The organism is Serratia sp. NA_13 (assembly GCF_052691735.1).
This window is the reverse complement of the sequence record NZ_JBQZFV010000007.1, coordinates 31,332-55,450: the sequence shown is the minus strand read 5'-3', so window position 1 is coordinate 55,450 and position 24,119 is coordinate 31,332. Positions and strand designations below refer to the sequence as shown.

Sequence of the window (24,119 nt, the reverse complement as noted above, 5' to 3'; positions counted from 1 at the left end):
TGTTGCTATGTTACTTGGCACGGTGCAGAGCACAAGTAGAAATCGCCGTATCGGCGCAACATTTCTTGGGGCTGGGTGAAAAGGGAGCAACGGAAAGGACTATATAAAGAAGAAAAAGCCGACATGAGGTGTCAGCCGGCTTTTTAACGTTCATCGGGCAGGAGGCTAGCTCGCTTTTTTTACCAGCGGCAGATCGAAGGCTTTGCGTAACGCTTTTACAAAGGCCTGATCCTGACAGATGGTTTTACCTGGGCTGTCGGAGAGTTTTGCCACCGGTTTGCCTTTGCATTCGACCAGTTTGATAACGATATTCAGCGGTTTAACCCCGGGAATATCGCAGGTCAGGCGCGTGCCTATACCGAACACCAGGTTGACGCGCTGGTAAAAGTGGCGATAAAGCGCCAGCGCCTTGTCCAGATCCAGGTTATCGGAGAACACCAGCGTTTTGCTCATCGGATCAATCCCCAGCTTCTGGAAATGCGCGATGGCTTTTTCGCCCCATTCAAACGGATCGCCCGAGTCATGGCGTAGGCCCTGATAGCGCTGGGCAAACTGCGGGCCGAAGTCACGCAGGAAGGCATTCATGGTGATGCAGTCGGTCAGGGCAATGCCGAGCTGATCGGGATATTCATCCAGCCAGGCTTGCAGTGCTGCCCGCTGACTGTTGGCTAACACCGGGCTTATCTGTTGATGCGCCTGGAACCATTCATGGGCCTGGGTACCTACTGGCGCAAGACCAAGCTGGTGCGCCAGATCGTAATTGCTGGTACCTACCAGATAGGGGAATTCGCTTTTCAGCGTGCTGACGATAGCGTGCTGTACAGGTTGTGAAAAACGGCGGCGAGTGCCGAAGTCCATCAGCTTGAAACGCGAAATATCAACATCGCTACTCACGGCTTTAAACTGCGCGAGTTTGTTACGCAGGTGGGCTACCGCCATCTCTGGCGTGACCTCCGGTGAGCGGTGGCGATGTACCACTTCGCTGATCACCGCCAGCAGCGGAACCTCCCACATGATCACTTCGCGCCACGGGCCGGCAATACGAATATGTAGCTTGCCCTGGAGGTTTTCGATCTGGACCTGTTGCGGATCGTAGCGGAAATCGCGCAGCCAGTTCAGGTAATCCTCACGGAAGAAGGGTAGCCCTGAGAGATAGTCGAACTCAGCGTCTGTCAGCGCCAATTGGCTCATCAGTGCGATTTGCGCACCAATTTCGTCGGCATATTCGCCAAGCAGCTCATCACCACGGCAGCGGAATTCTGCCGCCACGCTGATAGCGGGGTAGCGATGAAACACTGCTTGCTGCATATGAAGCTTGTAGGCATCAGTATCAAGCAGAGATGTCAAAATCGGGGAGGCGTATTGAGTCATAGCGCGTTACTGCATCCTCGTCAGGCGCGTGTCCAAATCCGGATAATCAAAAAAAGTGGGGGGAGTATACCCGGATTATCCTGTTATTGAAGCTGCATCACACCACAATTCATCGGAGCGGGTCGAGGATTAAACGTGCCTTTATCTTGGCTTGCCATCAGGATGGCGGCTGAAAACTCAGATAAGCCTGTAAGGTGAATGACTTAGGCTAATTAGTCATAAAAATTATAATGTTAATTATTTTAAACAACAAATCAGATAAAACCGCTCGGGGTGTGAATGCCGATCCGGTCCTTGCCGTTATTTTTGCTGAAATAGAGCGCTTCATCCGCTTGTTTGATAGCCATTGGCAACAGCCGGATGTCTCTCACCTGGGCAATGCCACTGCTGGTGGTGAAACGAACATTTTGCCCGTCGGCTATTGTCAGGGTTAATTGGTGGGTTCGCTCGCGTAGCTTGGACATCACTTCGCGTGCGTTCTCCAACGTACAATGCCTGAGGATCACGGCGAATTCTTCACCGCCATAGCGACAGAAAATATCACTGGAGCGGAAGGTACTCTGCAGCAGTTTACCAAAAGCCACCAACACCAGATCGCCGACATGGTGGCCGTAGCTGTCATTGATATTTTTGAAGTTATCGATATCAATCAGGCAAAAGGCCAGCGGATAGCTGCTGGCGGCCAGCGATTCGCACTCGCGGAAAAATTTGCGCCGGTTATAGATGTTGGTCAAAGGGTCAAGAAATGAAGAAGCTTCCAGCTCTTTGATCAGCAAATGTTTTTCATTCTCCAGCGTCACCTTTTCCATCTGATACTGTTTCAGCTGTTTAATGGCATCGCTGATGGCCATTAACTCCTGGCCGTAGAACACCTCATTGCGATCGATGTTCATATTACCGCGCGACAGCCGCAAAATATTATTATGTGTTTTCGTTAACCAGCGGCTGATATTGGAGCAATAAACCAGCGTCGGCAGAAAAATAAACAGTGCAATCAGACCGGCTAGGGAAATCATGCCGTAAATGGCGGTTTGGCTGCCATAGATTTGATGCTGATAGGCGGTAACCTCCAGCTCAAAACTACGCTGGAAAAGCCGCTGGGACAGTTCACTGAGGTTTCTAACATACTGACGGATAGATTCAGTGGGATAAGCCGTATGGGTATCCACAGCGGTATACAGCTCGGTGGTAATGCGGCTGATTTGCTGGGGCGACAGATGTTCGAGGGCCTCATTGACCAACAGGGTGGTCTGCACATCATTATAGGTCAGCTTCATAAATATCAGCCGGGTGCTTAGCGCCCTCAAGACTCCGGTCAACTGAACGGCTTTCAGATAGGCGACCTTACGCTCCAGTGGGTTGGTATTGACGTCGATAACCTGATCGACCAGCTCAGTGACGGACAAATTCAGCCGGTTATTTAACCGCACAGCCTCCAGAAATAAAAATGAATCGGCATCGACCATGCGGTTGTCGTAGCTATAACGGTAATAGCTCTTGCTGGCCTGAGAAATATAATAGGCGCTATTGATATTAAACAAATTGGCATTGATGTCGGTTATATGAGAAAGCTGCAGGTTGTCGTTATTCAACAGCTGTTCCATCAGGCTGAGCATGGACAGTGCGGCGATTTTTTGCCGAATGCCAAGCTGTTGCGATATGGCACTGTCGAGATGCGGCCGAAAACGGGCGATTTTCACCCGTGCCAATCGATCGGCGTCCTGCCACTGCTGTGGCGTAATTTCAGGATCTATCAGACTCAGACGTTTTAAACGGTGCGCTAATAAAGTGGCTTGAAAAGCTTCGGAAATCTCTTTGGCTCGGGTAATTTTGTACAGGTTAAGCTGATTGTCGCGATAGTCGGTATTGGCCTCGAGCAGCTCATCGGAAATGAACAGGGCGAAAGAGGACATCAGGGCAAAGGTAAAAAAATAGATCAGATATTTTACTTTCATATGCACCGCGCGTCCTTGAGCCAGATTAGTTAATTATATCACTGCGGCTCCCAGGCTGTCTTGGCTATACCCGCCTGGGCGCTGTGACCAGCAAAGTGCTGCTGAATAAGAGTTGCTTGCCCGTGGGCCCTGAGAAAGTCGAGCTGTTTACCCAGCGACTGACGCCCGTGAAGCGTAAATCCCTAAGAATATTTTTTAGCATTAAATGCTGATTTTCATTCTGTCTGAGGTCAGGGAGGCTGACCGTGTGGGCAATTCGTCGACAATATTAGGATCCACCTCCGATTTCTCTGCTCTGGTAGCCCGGCATCTCTGGGTTTTTTTTGTAGCTGTGATACAGTTTATTTACAATCAGGCTCATCAAAATTTCTGCTCTTTCCCCACTGCGAAATAACCCCAAGATGAAAGCCTGGCACCTGTAACTCACTGAGACGTCGAAGGGTTTTTATGACACAACAGCCACAGGCGAAGTATCGCCATGATTATCGCGCGCCAGATTACACCATTACTGACATTGACCTGGATTTTGAGCTGGACGCAGAGACCACTCGCGTCACCGCCGTCAGCAAGATTAAACGCCAGGGCGCAGCTGACGCGGCACTGGTACTGAACGGTGAAGATCTGACGCTGGTGAGTATTGAGATCGACGGCCAGCCATGGACTGCCTATCAGTTGCAGGATAACAAACTGGTTATCATGCAACTGCCAGCACAATTTACCATGACCATCGTCAATGATATTCACCCGGCGAAAAACACCGCGCTGGAGGGGTTGTATCTGTCCGGTGAGGCGCTGTGTACTCAATGTGAGGCCGAAGGTTTCCGCCACATTACCTATTATCTGGATCGCCCGGACGTGCTGGCCCGCTTTAGCACCCGCATTGTGGCTGACAAGGCTCGTTATCCGTTCCTGTTGTCAAACGGTAACCGCGTAGGCCAGGGTGAGCTGGAAGACGGACGCCACTGGGTGCAGTGGCAAGATCCGTTCCCAAAACCTTGTTACCTATTTGCGCTGGTGGCCGGTGACTTCGACGTGCTGCGCGACAGCTTCACTACCCGCTCTGGGCGTGAAGTGGCGCTGGAACTGTTCGTTGACCGTGGCAACCTGGATCGCGCCGATTGGGCGATGACCTCGCTGAAGAACTCAATGAAATGGGACGAAACCCGTTTCGGACTTGAGTACGATCTCGATATTTATATGATCGTCGCGGTTGACTTCTTCAACATGGGAGCGATGGAGAATAAAGGGTTAAATATTTTTAACTCCAAATACGTGCTGGCAAAAGCCGAAACCGCCACCGACAAAGATTACCTGAATATTGAAGCGGTGATTGGCCACGAATACTTCCACAACTGGACCGGCAACCGTGTGACCTGCCGCGACTGGTTCCAGCTCAGCCTGAAAGAAGGGCTGACGGTGTTCCGCGATCAGGAGTTCAGTTCTGATCTGGGTTCACGTCCGGTTAACCGCATCGATAACGTGCGCGTGATGCGCGGCGCGCAGTTCGCTGAAGACGCCAGCCCGATGGCGCACGCTATTCGTCCGGACAAAGTGATCGAAATGAACAACTTCTACACCCTGACGGTGTATGAGAAAGGGTCTGAAGTGATCCGCATGCTGCACACGCTGCTGGGCGAAGAGCAGTTCCAGAAAGGCATCCAGCTGTATTTCGAGCGTCATGACGGTAGCGCGGCCACCTGCGATGATTTCGTTCAGGCGATGGAGGATGCATCCAACGTTGACTTGTCGCTGTTCCGCCGCTGGTATAGCCAGTCCGGTACGCCATTGCTCACCGTGCGCGATGAATACGATGCCGAACTCCAGCAGTATCGCCTGCACGTCAGCCAGAAGACCGAACCGACCGCCGACCAGCCGCAGAAATTGCCACTGCATATTCCGCTGGATATCGAACTGTACGACGCGCAAGGCAATGTAATTGCTTTGCAGAAAGACGGCTCTGCGGTCAATAACGTCTTGAACGTGACCGAGGCGGAGCAGACTTTCGTGTTCGACGGCGTGGCGCACAAGCCGGTACCGTCCCTGCTGCGCGAGTTCTCCGCGCCGGTGAAACTGGATTATCCGTATAGCGATCAGCAACTGACTTTCCTGATGCAGCATGCGCGCAATGAATTTGCCCGCTGGGATGCGGCCCAGAGCCTGCTGGCCACCTACATCAAACTGAACGTGGCCAAACATCAGCAGAAACAACCGTTGTCGCTGCCACTACACGTTGCTGATGCGTTCCGCGCCGTGCTGTTGGACGAGACGCTGGATCCGGCATTGGCCGCGCAAATTCTGACGTTGCCATCAGAAGGTGAAATTGCCGAGCTGTTCGCGACCATCGATCCCGAAGCAATTGCTGCGGTGCATGAAGCGATCGTCCGTTGCCTGGCGAAGGAAATGGCCGACGAGTGGCTGGCGGTTTATAACGCCAATAAAACAGACGGTTACCGGGTGGAACACGCTGACATCGCCAAACGTTCGCTGCGCAATGTGTGCCTGGGTTATCTGGCCTTTGGTGACGAGGCCCTGGCCGACCGACTGGTGTCCGAGCAGTATCGTCAGGCAGACAATATGACCGACTCACTGGCGGCACTGGCGGCGGCGGTAGCTGCACAGTTGCCTTGTCGCGATGCGCTGTTAACGGCATTCGATGAGCGCTGGCACCAGGATGGTTTGGTGATGGACAAATGGTTCGTGCTGCAGGCGACCAGCCCGGCGGCGGACGTGTTGACCAAGGTGCGTAGCTTACTGAAACACCGTTCATTCAGCCTGAGCAATCCCAACCGTACGCGTTCGTTGATTGGCGGTTTCGCTTCCGCCAACCCGGCGGCGTTCCATGCAGCTGATGGCAGTGGTTATCAGTTCCTGGCCGAGATCCTCAGCGATCTGAACCAGCGCAATCCGCAAATTGCCGCACGCCTGATTGAGCCGCTTATCCGCCTGAAACGCTATGATGCTTCACGTCAGGCGTTGATGCGCAAAGCGCTTGAACAACTGAAAGGGCTGGAGAATCTGTCCGGCGACCTGTTCGAGAAGATCACCAAAGCGCTCGATGCGTAGACCTAAGAAGGGACAGCATTCTGTAATGCTTGTCAGTTAAGGTGAATTGTTTCCTCTCCGTTGGGAGAGGGTTAGGGTGAGGGGATACAGGCAGCAGGAACGTTAAAGCCCCTCACCCCGGCCCTCTCCCTCTGGAGAGGGGGACGCCCACTTAAACAACGCCGCACATTCTTATTCAGAACTTTGTTCAACTGGACGGCATGCCGTCCTTTGTTTAATTAGCTACCTGGCGCGAAGCTTCAGCCAGCGGCGGTGGTGACAGCACCCGATCCAGCACTTTGGCCTCCAGTTCCGCCAGCCTGGATGATCCCTTACGGCGTGGACGCGGCAGGTCAATGGTCAAATCCAGCCCGATACGCCCTTCCTCAATCAAAATCACCCGATCCGCCAGCGCAATAGCTTCACTGACGTCGTGCGTCACCAGCAGTACGGTAAAACCATGTTGTTGCCATAGCCCTTCGATAAGGCCTTGCATTTCAATCCGCGTTAACGCGTCCAGCGCGCCCAAGGGCTCATCCAGCAGCAACAGGCGTGGACGGTGGATCAGTGCACGAGCCAGCGCCACCCGCTGTTTTTGCCCGCCGGACAAGGCTGCCGGCCATTCATTGGCGCGATCGGCCAGCCCAACGGTTTCCAGCGCTTGTAATGCGTCGGCTCGCCAATCCCTCCGCAGGCCGAGGCCGACATTGTTGATCACCTTTTTCCACGGCAGCAGGCGCGCATCCTGAAACATCAGGCGAGTATCTTCCCTGGCACTGGCGAGCGGTGTATTGCCGGTTAATAACGCGCCGCTGCTGGCATTTTCCAGCCCGGCCATCAGACGCAGCAGCGTGCTTTTGCCGCAACCACTGCGGCCAACCACGGCGACGAACTGGCCGGCGCTGATTCGTAACTGGATATTGTCGAGTACCCTGCGGTTACCGTATTGCTTGGCAATGGATTCCAGCGTGACCGGGGTCCCCTGAGGAATACGTGAGGGAGTCGTCATAGCGCTTCTCCTTGCTTGAGTTGATAGGCCGGATGCCAGCGCAGCCAGACGCGCTCCAGCAATTGGGCGCTGAGGTCCGCCAGCTTGCCGAGCAGGGCGTACAACACAATGGCCACCACCACCACGTCGGTCTGCAGGAATTCACGGGCATTCATCGCCAGGTAGCCAATCCCCGAATTGGCGGAAATGGTTTCGGCGACGATCAGCGTCAGCCACATAAAGCCCAATGCAAAACGCACGCCGACCATGATCGAGGGCAGGGCACCCGGTAAAACCACCTGGGCGAATAACTGGAATCCGCTCAGGCCGTAGCTGCGAGCCATTTCAAGCAGGCCTCGATCGATATTTTTGATCCCGTGATAGGTATTCAGATAGATAGGGAATAGGGTGCCCAACGCCACCAGAAAAATCTTGGCGGACTCATCAATGCCAAACCACAGGATCACCAGTGGGATTAATGCCAGATGCGGCACGTTGCGGATCATCTGTACGGAACTGTCCAGCAAGCGTTCACCCCAGCGTGACAGGCCGGTGATAAAGCCCAGCGCCAGCCCGATGCTGCCGCCAATGCTAAAACCGATCAACGCGCGCCAACTGCTGATGGTCAGGTGTTGCCACAGCTCGCCGCTCTTGCTCAGGGTCCAGAAAGCGGTCACTACGGCGCTCGGCGCCGGCAGAATGCGGTTCGACAGCCAGCCCGCTTCCACGGATATTTGCCAGACTGCCACCAGCGCTACCGGCAATGCCCAGGGGGCCAAGCGGTGCAAGATTCGTTGTGTGCCGTTTGCCATAGTGCGGCTCCTCAGCTTTGCGATGCTTTTTGTGGAATATAAATATTGGCCACCACTTCGCCCTGTGCTTTGGCCGGTTGGTGTGACGCGGGCGCCTGGGTTTTCACCAGATCAAGATGCGGAAACAGCAGCTCGCCAACGCGATAGGCTTCTTCCAGATGCGGGTAGCCGGACAATATAAAGGTGTCGATGCCCAAATCGGCGTATTCCTGCATACGCGCTGCCACCGTCGGGCCATCGCCAACCAGCGCGGTACCGGCACCGCCGCGTACCAAACCTACCCCAGCCCACAGATTGGGACTGATCTCCAGATTGTCTTTTTTGCCGCCGTGCAATGCCGCCATCCGTTGTTGCCCTACGGAATCAAACCGGGCGAAGGCCTGCTGGGCATCGGCGATGGTCTTTTCATCCAGATTGGCAATCAGCCGGTCGGCAGCTCGCCAAGCTTCCTCGGTGGTTTCGCGCACGATGACGTGCAGGCGGATACCGAAACGCACCTGGCGACCTTTGGCTGCGGCCCTGGCACGTACCTCGGCAATTTTTTCTTTTACCTGCGCCGGCGGCTCGCCCCAGGTGAGATACATTTCAACCTGATCGGCTGCAAGATCCTGTGCCGCGGCGGAGGAACCGCCAAAGTAGAGCGGTGGGCGCGGTTGTTGCACTGGCGGGTACAGCAGTTTTGCGCCCTTTACCTGAATATGTTTACCGTTAAAGTCGACGGTTTCTCCTTCCAGCACCTTGCGCCAGATATGGGTGAACTCCGCCGAGGCCTCGTAGCGTTCTTCGTGATTCAGGTGCAGGCCTTCCGCCGCCAATTCATCAGGATCGCCACCGGTGACCAGATTAAACAATGCCCGGCCGTTGGAAAAACGATCCAGCGTCGCTGCCTGGCGAGCCGCCAGAGTGGGCGAAATAATGCCAGGGCGCAGGGCGACCAGAAATTTCAGTCGTTGGGTTACCGGTATCAGCGAGGCGGCCACTAGCCAGGAGTCTTCACATGAGCGGCCGGTAGGGATCAGTACGCCACCAAAACCCAATCGATCGGCAGCTTGGGCAATTTGCTGTAAATAGCCGTAATCGACGCAGCGGGCACCTTCCGTGCTGCCAAGATAGTGACCGTCACCGTGGGTGGGTAAAAACCAAAATACGTTCAGGCTCATCGTCAGTTCTCCTAAATTATTGTGCGCTTGGGTGCCAGATGCGTTGCGAAATATCAACTTTCACCGGCACCAGATGGTTGGCATAAAACAGATCGGCGGTTTGCTGCTGAGCGGTGATGGTGTGTGCGTCCAGCGGTTTGATGGCGGTGGGCGGACGGTGATCCAAATAGGTCGAAATCACTTTCTCCGGCAGGCCCATGGCATTAGCCAGCAGCGTGATGCTTTGTGCGCGATCGCTCAGGGTCAGCGCATCGGCCTGGGTCAGCGTATCGAGCACCTGTTGAATAAACGGCCCGTTGGCCTCGGTATAAGTTCGCACCGCCAGATAGAAGGAGCCGGTTTGATTCAGGTCGGTACCGTCACCCAGTACCCGTACGCCGCCCTGCAACAAGGCCGCGGAGTAGTAGGGATCCCAAATCGTCCAGGCATCGACATTGCCCTGCTGGAAGGCGGCGCGGGCATCGGCCGGGGTCAGATAGACTGGCTGAATATCGGTGAACTTCAGCCCGGCTTTTTGCAATGAGCGCAGCAGCAAATTGTGTGAGCTGGAGCCTTTCTGGAAGGCCACCTTGTGGCCCTTTAGCTCTGCGACGGTTTTGATCGGGCTGTTCTCCAGAACCAAGATCACTTCTGCCTTGGGTTTTGGCGGCTCTACGCCAACATACAGCAGGTCTGCTCCGGCAGCCTGGGCGAAGATCGGCGGGATATCACCGGTACTGCCCAGATCGATACTGCCGACGTTCAGCGCTTCAAGCATCTGCGGGCCAGCGGGGAATTCGATCCAACTGATTTTGGTGTTGGGAAAACGCTGTTCCAACAGCCGGTGGGTTTTTGCCAGGACCAAACTGACCGATCCTTTTTGGTAGCCAATACGAAACTGCGCCGGATCCTGTGCGCTGGCGGAATTGATCCATGCCAACGAGATGATGCCCGCCAATGCGCTGGTGCCAAGCCAACGGCCCAGTGAAGAAAGTCGTTTCATGTTTATTTCCTTATATACTGCGCCGTCAGGCGGTTTGGCGGGCAAACAGAGAGGGTGAGAGCTTGGCTCTTGGCGGCTTGCGGCGGCCCAATGCCAGATAAAAGCTTTCCAGGGCTTCTTCCAGCCGGGCAGCCAGATTCTCGGCCAGGGTGACTTCTTCGCCGTCCAGCACCACCTGACTGTTATCGGCAAATACCCCGTGCAGCACTTCCTGCGCTTTCAGCGCCGCCAGAACCGGCTTGAGGGCATAGTCCACCGCCAACATATGGCCAATGGAGCCGCCGGTGGCTAGCGGTAATACTACCTTGTGGTCCAGCGCACGCTCCGGCAGCAGATCCAGCAGGGTCTTCAGCGCCCCGGAAAACGAAGCCTTATACACCGGTGTCGAGACCAGCAGGCCATCTGCCTGTGCCAGTTGCTCGGTAAAGGCTTTGATCGCCGGGCTGTTAAAATTGGCATACAGCAAGTCTTCGGCATCAAAATCGTGAAGGGTGTAGGAGATCACCTCCACGCCTTGCTGCTGCAACCAGTTTTTACTTAGAGAAAGCAGTGCTGCCGAGCGTGATGGGATGCGTGGACTGCCAGCCAGTGATATAACGCGCATTACCACTCCTTATAACTAAAAGTTAGGTTTGATCAGAAAATTTTCAAGAAGTGTTTTAAACCTATCAGCAATAAGGTGGGTTACTTAAATCTCATTTTTCGATTTTGTTATGCGCAAATGCGGATTGGCGGCGGTTTGAGCCTATGCGGGGGAAAACGATTGCGTAAAAAACGTTTTTTTTGCTTTTAATCAATTCCAATTGGTCAGGGGATACCGGATAATACGCCCCCGGTTTGCAACCGGGAAATCAGGAGAGTACATGTACTACCCCCTCATCAGAAAAGCGTTGTTCCAGCTCGATCCCGAGCGTGCGCATGAATTGACTTTTCAACAGCTTCGCCGTGTCACCGGCACCCCGTTAGAATTCCTTATTCGTCAGTCTGTGCCGACCAAGCCGGTAAGCTGCATGGGGCTCTCTTTTAAAAACCCATTGGGCTTGGCCGCCGGTCTGGATAAAGACGGCGAGTGTATCGATGCGTTTGGTGCCATGGGCTTTGGTTTTGTCGAAGTCGGCACCGTAACGCCGCGCCCACAGTCGGGCAACGACAAACCGCGTCTGTTCCGCATTGTAGAAGCCGAAGGCCTGATCAATCGCATGGGCTTTAATAACCAGGGCGTGGATAATCTGGTTGAAAACGTTAAGAAATCCCATTTCGGCGGCATTCTTGGGATTAATATCGGCAAGAATAAAGACACCCCGGTTGAGCAAGGAAAAGACGATTATCTAATCTGTATGGATAAGGTTTATCCGTATGCCGGTTATATCGCGATTAACATTTCGTCACCTAATACCCCAGGATTACGATCCCTACAGTATGGCGAAGCTTTGGACGATCTTCTGGCCGCGATTAAAAATAAGCAGCAGGAATTACATGAACGTCATCACAAATATGTGCCGGTGGCAGTAAAGATCGCGCCGGATCTTTCTGAAGAGGAATTGATCCAAATAGCCGACAGCCTGGTACGCCATAATATAGATGGCGTGATCGCGACCAATACCACGCTGGATCGTAAATTGATCCAGGGGCTGAATTATTGTGAGCAAATGGGGGGCCTGAGTGGTCGTCCGCTGCAGGCGAGCAGCACCGAAGTGATCCGCCGTCTGTCACTGGAGCTGCAAGGCCGCTTGCCGATTATCGGCGTTGGCGGAATTGATTCCCTGATGGCGGCGCGGGAAAAAATGGCTGCAGGGGCTTCGCTGGTACAAATTTATTCCGGATTTATCTTCAAAGGTCCGCGCCTGATTAAAGATATCGTTAACTACATCTAATATTTTTCCTTTCATTTTCCGCCGGGGGTTTATTTCTTCCCCCGGCTCGTCTATATTTTGTTCACTAGCATAAATATCGTTCGCGGAATTATCCGATGTTTAAGCGACTTTAATGGTGATAAAATCACCTTTTAGGGTAAATATTGCGTGGCATGGGCAGCGAGAAGGATAAGAGATGAAGATAAAACCTGACGATAATTGGCGTTGGTATTTTGACGCTGAACACGATCGGCTAATGCTGGATTTAGCTAATGGGATGATCTTTCGCTCGCGTTTCCCTGCCAAAATGTTAACCCCGGATGCCTTCGATGAATGCTCTTTCTGTGTCGATGACGCCGCACTTTATTTTAATTATGAAGAGCAGTGCAAACAGATAAAGCTTAGCCATGAGCAGCGTGCTGAACTGGTATTAAATGCCCTGGTGGCTTATCGCTTCCTGAAACCGCTGATGCCGAAGAGCTGGCATTTTTCTCAGCAGCATTATCCGTTGCAGCCGAAGAACGGCGAACTGGCGGCGGTAAAAGTGATGGAAAGCGGCATTGAAGCCCGCTTGCTAGTGGTGGAAGCCGGCGATAACGCCAGCCTGTGCCTGCTGGCTCAAAATCAGCTTTCACTGGCCGGCCGTACCATGGTGCTGGGCGATGCCATCAAAGTGATGCACGATCGCCTTAAACCTTGCGCGCAAGATGAAGCCTCAGCCCCGGCTTACGACAGGGCGATGTAAGGCAATTACGCCAGCGTCAGATCGCTTTTGGGAATACAGCTGCAGCAAAGAATGGTGCCATTGTTGGCCACCGCACTTTTCTTCAGCGGTGCCACTTCGCCATTGACCAAAGTAATACGACAGCTTCCGCAAATTCCCGCACGGCATGAATAAGGCACGCGAAGCCCTTGCTGTTCCAACTGCTCCAGTAATATCTGCTGATTGTTGCCGGTAAACACCGTTCCCGCGTAGTCAATAGTGACGCTCTGCGTACTGTCCTGTGGTGCCTGCACGCTTTCCACCACTTTACCTGCGCCATAAGGGCGTGGCGGCTTGGTGGATAACACTTCAACTGCATCGCCAACGCGGATAATGCCGGTGTTGCGCGCCACCATATTCTGGCCAAAATCGACATCGCCATTATCGGCGGTGCGGAATTTTTGCAAGGTACTCAGCGGTTCACCACTCGGATGTTTGCGTCCACGTTCAGTACTGACGGTGGTCAGCACGCAGCGGCTGCAAGGTTTCACCAGGTCAAACATCACGTCACCGACGCGGATCACCTGCCAGCCATCTTCTGCCCAGGCGCCAGCGCCGGTCACCACCAGATTCGGACGAAACTGTTCCAGCTTGATGCTGCCGGGGCAGCGCTGTTGCAGGTCGTTGAACGAGGCTTGGTTAATTAACAGGTAGGGATAACCGTCGGCGAAGGACAGCGGGATTTCCGGGTGTTTTTTAACGCGGCGGGTCAGCTCCGGGCCAAGCCAACGCAATTGCACTTCACGCTGGAAATAGCCACTCAGCCAGCTATTAATCGCCTGCGGTGCGATCAGGGCAGTGAAATGGTTGCCCCAGACTTCGGTCGGTTGCGCTTCGGCGGCGAAATCGCTAAAGCGGATAGCGGCACTTTCTCCGTCCGGTGCAGTCAGGAACAGGCCGTCTGCCAGCAGTGCCGGAGTGAATAACACCATCTGCGGATATTGCCGCGCAGTAATAAAGGTGCCATCCGGCTCGGTGATCATAAAAGTGCGATCGAAAGCCAGGCCACTACTGGAAACCTGGGCGTGAGAAAGCTGCAAACCCCGAAGCGATTTAACCGGATGAACGTAAAGTTTGGCTAGCGTAATCACCCTTGTCTCCGCGCGATTAGTAAATAGAAGGGAGCAACTTTATGACAAGCGGTCTGGATTAGCTATAATGCGCAACAATTTTCTTTTTGGTGATAAGTACGATATGAACTCTCTGTTTGCCAGCACGGCGCGTGGACTGGAAGAACTGTTAAAAAGCGAACTCGAAGCGCTGGGCGCTCACGCCTGTAAAGTGGTACAGGGTGGGGTACATTTTCAGGGTGACGATCGTCTTCTGTACCAAAGCTTGCTGTGGAGCCGTTTGGCCTCACGTATTTTGCTGCCGTTGAATGAATTCCGCGTACACAGCGATCTGGATTTGTACCTGGGCGTACAGGCGATCGACTGGACGAGCATTTTTGGTGTGGATAAAACTTTCGCCGTTCACTTCAGTGGCGTTAACGAAGAGATCCGCAACAGCCAATATGGCGCACTGAAGGTCAAAGACGCCATTGTCGACAGTTTTACCCGCAAAATTGAACAGCGCCCGACGGTGGCGAAGCAGCAGCCGGACATTCGCGTCAATGTGTTCCTGCAGCGCGATATGGCCAGCGTAGCGCTTGATTTGAGCGGTGAAGGCCTGCACCAGCGTGGCTATCGTGACCTGACCGGTCAGGCACCGCTGAAAGAAAGCCTGGCAGCGGCGATTGTGCAGCGTTCCGGCTGGCAGCCAGGCACGCCGATGTTGGATCCCATGTGTGGCTCGGGCACCTTGCTGATCGAGGCGGCGATGATTGCTTCCGATCGCGCACCTGGCCTGCATCGTCAACACTGGGGCTTTACCGCTTGGAATGGTCACAACGTCGATCTGTGGCGTGAAGTGATCACCGAAGCGCAGGTACGTGCTCGTCGTGGCCTGCAGGAAACCACCTCGCGTTTCTTCGGCTCTGATATCGATCGCCGGGTGATTGAAATGGCTCGTGGCAACGCCCGTCGTGCCGGTGTCGCCGAACTGATTACCTTTAACGTCAACGACGTAGCCAAACTGACCAACCCGCTGCCGGAAGGCCCTACGGGTACTGTGGTCTGCAACCCGCCGTACGGTGAACGTCTGGAAAGCGAACCGGCGTTGATTGCCTTGCATAATATGCTGGGTCGTATCATGAAAAGCGCTTTTGGTGGCTGGCAGTTGTCACTGTTCAGCGCCTCACCGGAGCTGTTGAGCTGTCTGCAACTGCGTGCCGAGCGTCAGTTCAAGGCCAAAAATGGTCCGTTGGACTGCGTGCAGAAAAATTACCAACTGGCAGAAAACCCATTGGGTGCCGGTGGCGTGCAGGTGGCGGAAGATTTTGCCAACCGTCTGCGCAAAAACCTGAAGAAGCTCGACAAGTGGGCCAAACAGCAGGGCATTGAGTGCTACCGTCTGTACGATGCCGACCTGCCGGAATACAACGTGGCGGTGGATCGCTACGGCAGCAAAGTCGTGGTGCAGGAATATGCACCGCCGAAAACCGTTGATGCGCAGAAGGCGCGTCAACGTCTGTTCGACGTGATCAACGCCACGCTGGCGGTGCTGGAATTGCCGTCCAACCAGTTGATCCTGAAAACCCGCGAGCGCCAGAAGGGCAAAAACCAGTACGAAAAGCTGGCGCAGAAAGGCGAATTCCTGCTGGTGGAAGAGTTTAACGCCAAGCTGTGGGTTAACCTGACCGACTATCTCGATACCGGTCTGTTCCTCGACCACCGTATTGCCCGCCGCATGCTGGGCGAGATGAGCAAAGGCAAAGACTTCCTCAACCTGTTTGCCTATACCGGTACCGCCAGCGTGCATGCCGGACTGGGTGGGGCGCACAGCACCACTACCGTGGATATGTCGCGCACCTATCTGGAATGGGCAGAGAAAAACCTGCGGGTTAACGGCTTGACCGGCAAACAGCACAGATTGATCCATGCGGATTGTTTGTCATGGATGCAAAATGCCGACGAACAATTCGACGTGATCTTTATCGATCCGCCGACCTTCTCCAACTCCAAGCGAATGGAGAACACTTTTGACGTTCAGCGCGATCACCTGGCGCTGATGCAAGATTTGAAACGGTTGCTGCGTCGTAACGGGACCATCATGTTCTCGAACAACAAGCGCGGTTTCCAGATGGATATGGCCGGCCTGAGCGCATTGGGTCTGGAGGCGAAAGAAATTACCGCCCAGACGCAGTCGCAGGACTTTGCCCGTAACCGTCAAATTCATAACTGCTGGCTGCTTACCCATGCCGGCGAAGGAAAATAATTACTATGTCGTTAATTAGCATGTCCGGTGCCTGGCTGTCTTTCAGCGATGCCCCCCTTTTAGACAACACCGAAATTCATATTGAAGACAACGAACGCGTTTGTCTGGTTGGGCGCAATGGCGCCGGTAAATCCACGCTGTTGAAGATCCTCGGTAAAGAGATTCCGCTGGATGACGGCCGGGTTATTTACGAGCAGGATCTGATTGTGGCTCGTCTGCAACAGGATCCCCCACGCAATATCGGCGGTACGGTGTTTGATTTCGTGGCTGAAGGCGTCGCCGAGCAGGCGGAACACCTGAAAGCCTACCACGCGATTTCGCATCTGGTGGAAACCGATCCAAGCGAAAAAAATCTGACGCGCATGGCACAGATTATGGAGATCCTCGATCACCAGGGCCTGTGGCAGCTGGATAGCCGCATCAGCGAAGTGCTGTTGCAGTTGGGCCTGAATGGGGATGCGGAACTTTCCTCGCTCTCCGGCGGCTGGCTGCGTAAAGCGGCGCTGGGTCGTGCGTTGGTCAGCTCTCCGCGCGTACTGTTGCTCGATGAACCGACCAACCACCTGGATATTTCAACCATCGATTGGCTGGAAGGCTTCCTGAAAGAGTTCCAGGGCAGCATCGTGTTTATTTCCCACGACCGTTCATTTATCCGCAATATGGCGACGCGCATTGTCGATCTCGATCGCGGCAAGCTGGTGTCCTGGCCGGGTAATTATGATTTATACCTGCTGAGCAAAGAAGAAGCGCTGCGGGTGGAAGAGCTGCAAAACGCCGAATTCGACCGCAAGCTGGCGCAGGAGGAAGTGTGGATCCGTCAGGGTATCAAGGCGCGTCGTACCCGTAACGAAGGCCGCGTTCGTGCGCTGAAGGCATTGCGTAACGAGCGTTCCGAACGCCGTGAAGTGATGGGCACAGCTAAAATGCAGGTGGAAGAAGCGGTTCGCTCCGGCAAAATCGTGTTTGAGATGGAAGACGTTAACTATCAGGTTGGCGGCAAAGTGTTGGTCCGTAATTTCTCCGCCCAGGTACAGCGTGGCGACAAAATTGCGTTGGTCGGCCCGAACGGCTGCGGCAAAACTACGCTGCTGAAACTGATGCTCAGCCAGTTGAAAGCCGACAGTGGCCGCGTGCACTGCGGTACCAAGCTGGAAGTGGCCTACTTCGACCAGCACCGCGCGGATCTGGATCCGGAGCGCACTGTCATGGACAACCTGGCGGAAGGTAAACAGGAAGTGCTGGTCAATGGCCGTTCCCGTCACGTGTTGGGTTATCTGCAGGACTTCCTGTTCCACCCTAAACGGGCGATGACGCCGGTGAAAGCCTTGTCGGGCGGTGAGCGTAATCGTCTGTTGCTGGCCAAGCTGTTCCTGAAGCCTAGTAACTTATTGATCCTCGATGAACCTACCAACGACCTGGATGTTGAAACGCTGGAGTTGCTGGAAGAGCTGATCGACGGCTACCAGGGCACCGTGATGTTGGTAAGCCACGATCGTCAGTTTGTTGATAACTCTGTAACTGAGTGCTGGATCTTTGAAGGCAACGGTGAGATCAGCACCTTCGTCGGCGGTTATTACGACGCGCATCATCAACGCGCTACGGCAAAACCGATCCGCCAGGTCACGGCCGAGCAGAACAAGCCTTTGGCAGAAAAAAAGGCTGAACAGCCAAAGAAAACAGCGGTTAAACTGAGCTATAACCTGTTACGTGAGCTGGAGCAGTTGCCGCAACGCCTGGAACAGCTGGAGGCAGAAATTACGGCGCTGCAGGCGCAAATGAGCGATGCTGATTTCTTCACTCGTCCTCACAGCGAAACGCAACAGGTGCTGACGGCACTGGCCACGGCCGAAGGGGCGCTGGAAGAGGCATTCGCCCGTTGGGAAGAATTGGAAGCGATGAAAAACGGCTAACCGTTGAGAATACCGCCCACGCGCTGCTGCGGGCGGTATTGCCGTACCGGTGAGCAACGTTATTAAGGAGGATTATGGTGTGTTCCCACGAGAATCACGAGCAGCACAGCCATGCAACGCACGCGAAACAGCAACAGGACAATCTGATGCTGTGCCCGCAGTGCGACATGCTGGTGGCGTTGCCGCCGCTGGCATATGGTTCGAAAGCGGTATGCCCGCGTTGTAAGACTACCCTCAGTTCCCGCTGGGAGGAACCGCGCAAGCGGCCAATCGGCTACGCCCTCAGCGCCTTGTTTATGCTGCTGCTGGCGAATATTTTCCCGTTTATCAATATGCGCGTTGCCGGCCTTGGTAACGAAATCAAACTGATCCAAATCCCGCAGGTGATGGTGGCTGAAGACTATGCCAGCATGGCCACGCTGTTTATGGTGTTTGTTCAACTGATCCCGGCCTTTTGCATGGTGGCGATCATTGTGCTGTGCGCCAAGGTGCCTATCCCCACCGGTTTGAAAGAGTGGATGGCCAAAATGCTGTTCCAGTTTAAAACCTGGTGCATGGTGGAGATTTTCCTGGCCGGGGTACTGGTCAGCTTCGTTAAGCTGATGGCTTATGGTGATATCGGCGTCGGTAGCAGCTTTGTGCCGTACTGCCTGTTTTGTCTGCTACAGGTGCGTGCTTTCCAGTGTGTCGATCGCCGTTGGCTGTGGAATGACATTGAACCCGCACCGCACCTTGATCGTCCGATGGAAGTCGGGCGTACCGGGCTGCGTCAGGGGCTGCGTTCCTGCCAGTGTTGCACGGCTATTCTACCGGCGGAACTGACCCAGTGTCCGCGCTGCCATTCCCGTGGTTATGTGCGCCGTCGGCACAGTCTGCAATGGACGTTGGCGCTGCTGCTTACCTCTATCTTGCTGTATATTCCGGCAAACCTGATGCCGATTATGGTTACCGAGGCACTGGGCAACAAGCTGACTTCTACTATCATGGCCGGGGTGATCCTGCTGTGGGGAGAAGGATCTTACCCGGTAGCGATGGTGATCTTCATCGCCAGTATCATGGTGCCTTCGCTAAAAATGTTGGCGATTGGCTGGCTGTGTTGGGACGCTAACGGTACCGGTAAGGCACGGGCCGACAGTGAGCGAATGCATCTGATTTATGAGGTGGTTGAATTCGTTGGCCGCTGGTCAATGATCGACGTGTTTGTGATTGCCGTGCTTTCGGCATTGGTACGGATGGGACAATTGATGAGCATTTATCCTGCTACTGGCGCACTGCTGTTCGCTCTGGTGGTGATTCTCACTATGTTTGCAGCTATGACCTTTGATCCCCGATTAACCTGGGATCGCGTGAACGAAACAATAAAAAAGGAGCCGCAAGGTGACGGAAAATAATCATAGCGTCGCGGACGTCGAGAAGATCAAGCGCTGGTCACCAGTGTGGATCATCCCGATTGTCACCGCACTGATCGGCGCCTGGATCCTGTTTTACCATTTCAGCCACCAGGGGCCGGTGGTCACATTGGTCACCACTACCGCAGAAGGGCTGGAGGCGGGTAAAACCAAAATCAAAAGCCGTAGCGTTGACGTTGGGGTGGTGGAAACGGTGACCCTGAGCGAAGACTTGAGCAAGGTGGTGGTCGAGGCGCGTCTGAACTCCGGCATGGAGAAGCTGTTGCGCCAGGATTCTGCCTTCTGGGTAGTGAAGCCGCAAATTGGTCGCGAGGGCGTTTCCGGTCTGGGGACGCTGCTTTCCGGCGCCTATATCGAACTGCAGCCGGGCACTAAAGGCAAGGCAGGCAAGGAGGACTACCAATTGCTGGATGCGCCGCCTCTGGCCTCTCCTGACGCTAAAGGGTTACGCATTGTTCTGGACAGCGAAAGATCCGGACAGTTGAACGCCGGCGATCCGGTGTTGTTCCGTGGTTATCGCGTTGGCTCGGTGGAAACCAGTTATTTTGATCCCAAGATGCGTGCCATGCGTTATCAATTATTTATCTCCGCACCTTACGATCAGTTGGTGACCAGTAACGTACGTTTCTGGAAAGACAGCGGTGTGGCGTTCGATATGTCGGCACAGGGAATGAGGGTGGAAATGGGCTCGTTGGCGACCTTGTTCAGCGGCGGCGTCAGCTTTGACGTACCGGACGGGTGGGACCGCGGTGAACTGGCGCAACCGAAAGCGGAGTACCACCTGTTCGACAACCAGCGCAGCATTCAGGATTCGCTGTATACCGTGCATAAAGACTACCTGCTGTTCTTCGCCGATTCGGTTCGCGGGCTGCAGCCTGGTGCGCCGGTGGAATTCCGTGGCATCCGTCTGGGTACCGTTGGCCAGGTGCCGTTCTACAAAAAAGGGATGATACAGCGTCTGGACAACGACTACCGGATCCCGGTGCTGATCCGCATCGAACCGGATCGCTTCCAGAAACAGTTGGGTGGCAACTTCGACTTTGAGAGTCATTTGAAAGACGCAGAGTCGCGCGGCATGCGTGCCTCTTTGAAATCCGCTAACCTGCTAACAGGTTCGCTGTATATCGATCTGGATTTCTATCCGCAAGAGAAACCTTATAAAGGGCCACGTGAGCTGTTTGGTTATCGACTGATGCCAACCACCAGCGGTGGCCTGGCACAGATCCAGCAGAAATTGATGCAGACGCTGGATAAAATCAACTCGATGCCGCTGAATCCGATGATCAATGAAGCGACCAAAACGTTGGCTGAAAGTCAGAAAACCATGCAGACGACGCAGAAAACCATGCAGTCGCTGAATGATATTATCGCCAGCAGAGAGATGAAGGCACTGCCACAGGATATGCAGAAAACCTTGCAGGAACTGAACCGCAGCATGAAAGGGTTCCAGCCAGGCTCTCCGGCCTACAACAAGATGGTCGGCGATATGCAACGTCTTGATCAGGTGCTGCGTGAACTGCAGCCGGTGCTGCGCACCCTGAACGAAAAGAGCAACGCGCTGGTATTTGAAGCCGCGGGCAGTAACGATCCTCAGCCGAAGAAGGCCAATAAATGATGAAATGGATCCCGGTAGCCCTGGCGCTGTTACTCAGCGCCTGTAGCAGTACACCACAGAAGACCTACTATCAATTGCCGGCGTTGGGCTCGCCGGCACAGGTCAGCGGTAGCACGACGTCGCGCCAGCTTTGGCTGGAGCATGTTAGCGTGGCGGATTACCTGGCACAGAGCGGTGTGGTTTACCAGACCAATGACGTGCAGTATGTGATTGCCCAGAATAACCTGTGGGCCAGCCCGCTGGATCAACAGTTGCAGCAGACGCTGGTCACTAACCTGAGCAGCGCGCTGCCGGGTTGGGTGGTGTCCTCGCAGCCGATGAGCAGCGATCAGGATGTGCTCAACGTCACCATCAGTGGTTTCCACGGCCGCTTTGACGGCAAGGCGATCATTCGTGGCGAGTGGGTGCTGAACCATCAGGGCAATCTGACTAAACGTCCATTCAGCCTAGAGCTTAAACAGGGTGAAGACGGCTATGATGCGTTGGTGCGGACATTGGCACAGGGCTGGCAACAAGAAGCTCAGGATATTGCCACGCAAGCTGGTCGTTTTTAGAAATAATTTGTACTAAATCGGTCTAACCCCTTTCGGCGAGAAATATTGGGTTTTCTCGTCGCAAGGGGTTTTTATTTTATTTCAATAAGTTAGCTTCCTTCCTATCTATCAGTCAGTTAGCAAATTCTGCGTGCGTAGCTCACAAATATGACATTGGCGTGAATTTTGCGCATTGATTTTCGCTCCATTTAGCGCTATTGCTTAAACGTGGCTGCACAAAAAGCAGCCATTGTTTTCTTTCCACCAGACCAAAAAAGTGAGGGAAACGAGGCATGAAGAGACAGAAACGCGATCGTCTGGAAAGGGCGCATTCGAAAGGTTATCAGGCAGGTATTTTAGGACATCCGAAAGATCTTTGTCCTTATAAAACGACTGTGGACAGCCGGTCTCAATGGCTGGGAGGTTGGCGAGAAGCCATGGAAGACAGGGCTGTGACCGCTTAAGCGGCTCCCTGTCAAATAAAAGGAACAACCTCCGCCCAGCGCGGAGGTTTTTGTTTCAGGCAATATTACCCTTGCCAGCGTTTCAGCAAAATGCTCGCATTCACACCACCAAAACCAAAGCCGTTTGACAGTGCATAGTTTATGGCCATGGGCTGCGCTTTGTTCGCAACCAGGTGCAGCCCCTCGGCCGCCGGATCCGGACTTTCCAAATTCAGCGTGGCCGGTGCAATCTGATCGCGCAGCGCCAGTGCAGTAAAGATGGTTTCCAGCCCGCCAGCGGCACCGAGCAGATGACCGGTTGCTGATTTGGTTGAGGTGACCGCTACGCTGCCCTGAGTACCGAACAGATGTTTAATGGCGTTAATCTCGCCCAAATCACCCACTGGGGTGGATGTCGCATGTGCGTTCAGATGTTGAACCTGCTCTGGTGTTACGCCAGCCTGTTTGAGGGCAATTTTCATGGCACGGTAGGCACCGTCACCATCCTCGGCGCCAGAGGTCATATGGTAGGCATCTGCACTGGTGCCGTAACCGACAATTTCAGCTAACGGCGTTGCCCCACGGGCCAGCGCATGCTCCAGTGTCTCAATCACCAGCATGCCGGCACCTTCACCCATAACAAAACCGTTGCGTGCGCTGTCAAAAGGGCGTGAAGCGGTGACTGCAGCTTCCGCAGGCGTTGTGGACATGGCACGCGCCGCCGCAAAGCCACCCAAGCTAACAGTGTCGATAGCCGCTTCCGTACCGCCACACAGCGCGATATCCGCTTCATCGTTGCGAATCATGCGCACAGCATCGCCAATGGCTTGTACCCCTGCGGCACAGGCCGTCACGGGGGCGCCAATAGGGCCCTTGAACTGATGTTTAATCGATACATGGCCGGCGGCCAGATTAACCAGGAACGAAGGGATGGTGAAAGGCGACAGGCGTTTGGCACCACGGCTGTCGGTGGTGCGTACCGCATGGGCAATGGCTGGGAAGCCACCAATGCCGGAAGCGATCACTGTTGCCGTACGTTCCTGTTTGTCTTCAGTATCAGCTACCCAACCTGCCTGGCGGATAGCCTCATCGGCTGCTGCCATGGCGAGCAGGATAAAGCGGTCCATTTTCTTCTGGTCTTTTGGCGCAACCGAAAGGTCGGGATCGAAGCCCGCTTCGGGGTCCTGTTCCAAAGTGGGCACCTGACCGCCGATTTTCACCTGCAGGTCGGCGATGATCTCTTCTGGCAGCGGGCGAATGCCGGACTGGCCGTTCAGCAGACGCTGCCAGATAGCCTCTACGCCGCATCCCAGTGGCGAAACGGCGCCCATGCCGGTAATGACTATACGACGAGTGTTCATAGTGACTCCTTGGATGATTCAGGGGGGAATGCAGAAAGGTTCTGCAGCATCAGGGCCGCGCGCTGGCGCATGCCTTCGGTCGCTGCCGGCCCTGGCGCTAAAGTAATGTTATGCAGCGCAATCGGCTGCTGAGTACTGCTGTCTATCAGTTGCACGCGTATGGGTTGCCCGGTACGACGATCGACCAGTTCAGCACTGATACCGTCATCGGCCAGGTGGGTATTCCCCCAGTGAAACAGGGCTGCAAGCACTGGGAAAAAATCTTTGCCGCGCTCAGTGAGCAAGTACTGGTAGCGTATCGGTCGTGTTTGGTAGCGTTGTTTATACAGTATGCCGCTTTCCACCAGATACTTCAGGCGACGGGTCAATATGGTGGGTGAAAGCCCAAGGCTCTGTTGGAACTCATCAAATCGGGACAAACCGTGAAACGCATCGCGAAGTATCAGAATGCTCCACCATTCCCCGACGCGGTCCAGTGAGCGAGCTACCGGGCATGGCATGTTATCAAAACGAGTTTTTTGCATGGCATACCTCCTTGTTACTACAATTATTGTAGTTACTATTTAGTCGCTATGGATACAACGATTAAAAGATAACTAAGGGAAAT

19 protein-coding genes are annotated in these 24,119 nt (G+C 54.3%); 9 read left to right on the top strand and 10 right to left on the bottom strand.

Annotated elements, in window-relative coordinates; translation table 11 throughout:
• Positions 1–165: 165 nt before the first annotated feature.
• Positions 166–1,371, bottom strand: a complete 1,206-nt coding sequence (gene pncB / locus ACUTSU_RS12095; RefSeq protein WP_445650196.1) for a nicotinate phosphoribosyltransferase — start codon at positions 1,369–1,371, stop codon at positions 166–168.
• Positions 1,372–1,625: 254 nt separating this feature from the next.
• The gene (locus ACUTSU_RS12090; RefSeq protein WP_445650197.1) at positions 1,626–3,326 is read right to left on the bottom strand and encodes a GGDEF domain-containing protein; all 1,701 of its coding nucleotides are present in this window, start codon (positions 3,324–3,326) and stop codon (positions 1,626–1,628) included.
• A gap of 447 nt (positions 3,327–3,773) precedes the next feature.
• Here ACUTSU_RS12090 and pepN point away from each other — a divergent pair, with 447 nt between their 5' ends.
• Complete coding sequence (gene pepN / locus ACUTSU_RS12085) at positions 3,774–6,389, top strand: aminopeptidase N (protein WP_445654221.1); 2,616 nt, start codon at positions 3,774–3,776, stop codon at positions 6,387–6,389.
• Between the two features lie 214 nt (positions 6,390–6,603).
• On the opposite strand, the gene ssuB is transcribed toward pepN, so the two are convergent.
• Genes ssuB through ssuE form a run of 5 tightly spaced genes read right to left on the bottom strand, consistent with a single transcriptional unit; the run spans position 6,604 to position 10,914 of the window.
• Positions 6,604–7,377: an aliphatic sulfonates ABC transporter ATP-binding protein gene (gene ssuB / locus ACUTSU_RS12080; protein WP_445654220.1), complete on the bottom strand. Its 774-nt coding sequence runs from the start codon at positions 7,375–7,377 to the stop codon at positions 6,604–6,606.
• Complete coding sequence (gene ssuC, locus ACUTSU_RS12075) at positions 7,374–8,168, bottom strand: aliphatic sulfonate ABC transporter permease SsuC (RefSeq protein WP_445650200.1); 795 nt, start codon at positions 8,166–8,168, stop codon at positions 7,374–7,376. The genes ssuB and ssuC overlap by 4 nt, the downstream gene beginning before the upstream one ends.
• 11 nt (positions 8,169–8,179) lie before the next feature.
• Positions 8,180–9,328: an FMNH2-dependent alkanesulfonate monooxygenase gene (gene ssuD / locus ACUTSU_RS12070; protein ID WP_445650201.1), complete on the bottom strand. Its 1,149-nt coding sequence runs from the start codon at positions 9,326–9,328 to the stop codon at positions 8,180–8,182.
• 16 nt (positions 9,329–9,344) lie between these two features.
• The gene (locus tag ACUTSU_RS12065; protein ID WP_445654219.1) at positions 9,345–10,310 is read right to left on the bottom strand and encodes a sulfonate ABC transporter substrate-binding protein; all 966 of its coding nucleotides are present in this window, start codon (positions 10,308–10,310) and stop codon (positions 9,345–9,347) included.
• 25 nt (positions 10,311–10,335) lie between these two features.
• Positions 10,336–10,914 (bottom strand): NADPH-dependent FMN reductase, encoded by a 579-nt coding sequence (gene ssuE / locus ACUTSU_RS12060; RefSeq protein ID WP_445654218.1) that lies wholly within the window; start codon positions 10,912–10,914, stop codon positions 10,336–10,338.
• Between the two features lie 259 nt (positions 10,915–11,173).
• On the opposite strand from ssuE, the gene pyrD reads away from it, so the two are divergent.
• Both pyrD and ACUTSU_RS12050 read left to right on the top strand, forming a co-directional pair.
• Entirely contained in the window at positions 11,174–12,184 is a 1,011-nt protein-coding gene (gene pyrD, locus ACUTSU_RS12055; RefSeq protein WP_012006167.1) for a quinone-dependent dihydroorotate dehydrogenase, read from the top strand.
• A gap of 175 nt (positions 12,185–12,359) precedes the next feature.
• Positions 12,360–12,908, top strand: a complete 549-nt coding sequence (locus ACUTSU_RS12050) for a cell division protein ZapC (RefSeq protein ID WP_012006168.1) — start codon at positions 12,360–12,362, stop codon at positions 12,906–12,908.
• Positions 12,909–12,913: 5 nt separating this feature from the next.
• Here ACUTSU_RS12050 and ACUTSU_RS12045 read toward each other — a convergent pair whose 3' ends face one another.
• Complete coding sequence (locus ACUTSU_RS12045; RefSeq protein WP_445650204.1) at positions 12,914–14,017, bottom strand: YcbX family protein; 1,104 nt, start codon at positions 14,015–14,017, stop codon at positions 12,914–12,916.
• A 103-nt stretch (positions 14,018–14,120) separates the two neighbouring features.
• Here ACUTSU_RS12045 and rlmKL point away from each other — a divergent pair, with 103 nt between their 5' ends.
• From rlmKL to rmf, 6 genes are all read left to right on the top strand, one after another.
• Complete coding sequence (rlmKL, locus tag ACUTSU_RS12040) at positions 14,121–16,241, top strand: bifunctional 23S rRNA (guanine(2069)-N(7))-methyltransferase RlmK/23S rRNA (guanine(2445)-N(2))-methyltransferase RlmL (RefSeq protein WP_445654255.1); 2,121 nt, start codon at positions 14,121–14,123, stop codon at positions 16,239–16,241.
• A 5-nt stretch (positions 16,242–16,246) separates the two neighbouring features.
• The gene (locus ACUTSU_RS12035) at positions 16,247–18,151 is read left to right on the top strand and encodes an ABC transporter ATP-binding protein (protein ID WP_445654217.1); all 1,905 of its coding nucleotides are present in this window, start codon (positions 16,247–16,249) and stop codon (positions 18,149–18,151) included.
• Positions 18,152–18,228: 77 nt separating this feature from the next.
• Positions 18,229–19,542 carry a membrane integrity-associated transporter subunit PqiA gene (gene pqiA, locus ACUTSU_RS12030; RefSeq protein WP_445650250.1) on the top strand — a complete coding sequence of 438 codons (1,314 nt, stop codon included), beginning with the start codon at positions 18,229–18,231 and terminating at the stop codon, positions 19,540–19,542.
• The gene (pqiB, locus tag ACUTSU_RS12025; protein ID WP_445650206.1) at positions 19,529–21,175 is read left to right on the top strand and encodes an intermembrane transport protein PqiB; all 1,647 of its coding nucleotides are present in this window, start codon (positions 19,529–19,531) and stop codon (positions 21,173–21,175) included. The genes pqiA and pqiB overlap by 14 nt, the downstream gene beginning before the upstream one ends.
• Complete coding sequence (gene pqiC / locus ACUTSU_RS12020) at positions 21,172–21,729, top strand: membrane integrity-associated transporter subunit PqiC (RefSeq protein WP_153857289.1); 558 nt, start codon at positions 21,172–21,174, stop codon at positions 21,727–21,729. The genes pqiB and pqiC overlap by 4 nt, the downstream gene beginning before the upstream one ends.
• 272 nt (positions 21,730–22,001) lie before the next feature.
• The gene (rmf, locus tag ACUTSU_RS12015; protein ID WP_013812328.1) at positions 22,002–22,172 is read left to right on the top strand and encodes a ribosome modulation factor; all 171 of its coding nucleotides are present in this window, start codon (positions 22,002–22,004) and stop codon (positions 22,170–22,172) included.
• A gap of 65 nt (positions 22,173–22,237) precedes the next feature.
• Here rmf and fabF read toward each other — a convergent pair whose 3' ends face one another.
• Together fabF and ACUTSU_RS12005 are read right to left on the bottom strand one after the other, a co-directional pair.
• Positions 22,238–23,512: a beta-ketoacyl-ACP synthase II gene (gene fabF, locus ACUTSU_RS12010; protein ID WP_445650207.1), complete on the bottom strand. Its 1,275-nt coding sequence runs from the start codon at positions 23,510–23,512 to the stop codon at positions 22,238–22,240.
• Positions 23,509–24,036: a winged helix-turn-helix transcriptional regulator gene (locus ACUTSU_RS12005; RefSeq protein WP_445650208.1), complete on the bottom strand. Its 528-nt coding sequence runs from the start codon at positions 24,034–24,036 to the stop codon at positions 23,509–23,511. The genes fabF and ACUTSU_RS12005 overlap by 4 nt, the downstream gene beginning before the upstream one ends.
• Positions 24,037–24,119 lie beyond the last annotated feature (83 nt).

Coding starts and splice junctions, on each gene's coding strand:
- pncB (WP_445650196.1), bottom strand. CDS start 1,371: ATGACTCAATACGCCTCCCCGATTTTGACATCTCTGCTTGATACTGAT.
- ACUTSU_RS12090 (WP_445650197.1), bottom strand. CDS start 3,326: ATGAAAGTAAAATATCTGATCTATTTTTTTACCTTTGCCCTGATGTCC.
- pepN (WP_445654221.1), top strand. CDS start 3,774: ATGACACAACAGCCACAGGCGAAGTATCGCCATGATTATCGCGCGCCA.
- ssuB (WP_445654220.1), bottom strand. CDS start 7,377: ATGACGACTCCCTCACGTATTCCTCAGGGGACCCCGGTCACGCTGGAA.
- ssuC (WP_445650200.1), bottom strand. CDS start 8,168: ATGGCAAACGGCACACAACGAATCTTGCACCGCTTGGCCCCCTGGGCA.
- ssuD (WP_445650201.1), bottom strand. CDS start 9,328: ATGAGCCTGAACGTATTTTGGTTTTTACCCACCCACGGTGACGGTCAC.
- ACUTSU_RS12065 (WP_445654219.1), bottom strand. CDS start 10,310: ATGAAACGACTTTCTTCACTGGGCCGTTGGCTTGGCACCAGCGCATTG.
- ssuE (WP_445654218.1), bottom strand. CDS start 10,914: ATGCGCGTTATATCACTGGCTGGCAGTCCACGCATCCCATCACGCTCG.
- pyrD (WP_012006167.1), top strand. CDS start 11,174: ATGTACTACCCCCTCATCAGAAAAGCGTTGTTCCAGCTCGATCCCGAG.
- ACUTSU_RS12050 (WP_012006168.1), top strand. CDS start 12,360: ATGAAGATAAAACCTGACGATAATTGGCGTTGGTATTTTGACGCTGAA.
- rlmKL (WP_445654255.1), top strand. CDS start 14,121: ATGAACTCTCTGTTTGCCAGCACGGCGCGTGGACTGGAAGAACTGTTA.
- ACUTSU_RS12035 (WP_445654217.1), top strand. CDS start 16,247: ATGTCGTTAATTAGCATGTCCGGTGCCTGGCTGTCTTTCAGCGATGCC.
- pqiC (WP_153857289.1), top strand. CDS start 21,172: ATGATGAAATGGATCCCGGTAGCCCTGGCGCTGTTACTCAGCGCCTGT.
- rmf (WP_013812328.1), top strand. CDS start 22,002: ATGAAGAGACAGAAACGCGATCGTCTGGAAAGGGCGCATTCGAAAGGT.
- fabF (WP_445650207.1), bottom strand. CDS start 23,512: ATGAACACTCGTCGTATAGTCATTACCGGCATGGGCGCCGTTTCGCCA.
- ACUTSU_RS12005 (WP_445650208.1), bottom strand. CDS start 24,036: ATGCAAAAAACTCGTTTTGATAACATGCCATGCCCGGTAGCTCGCTCA.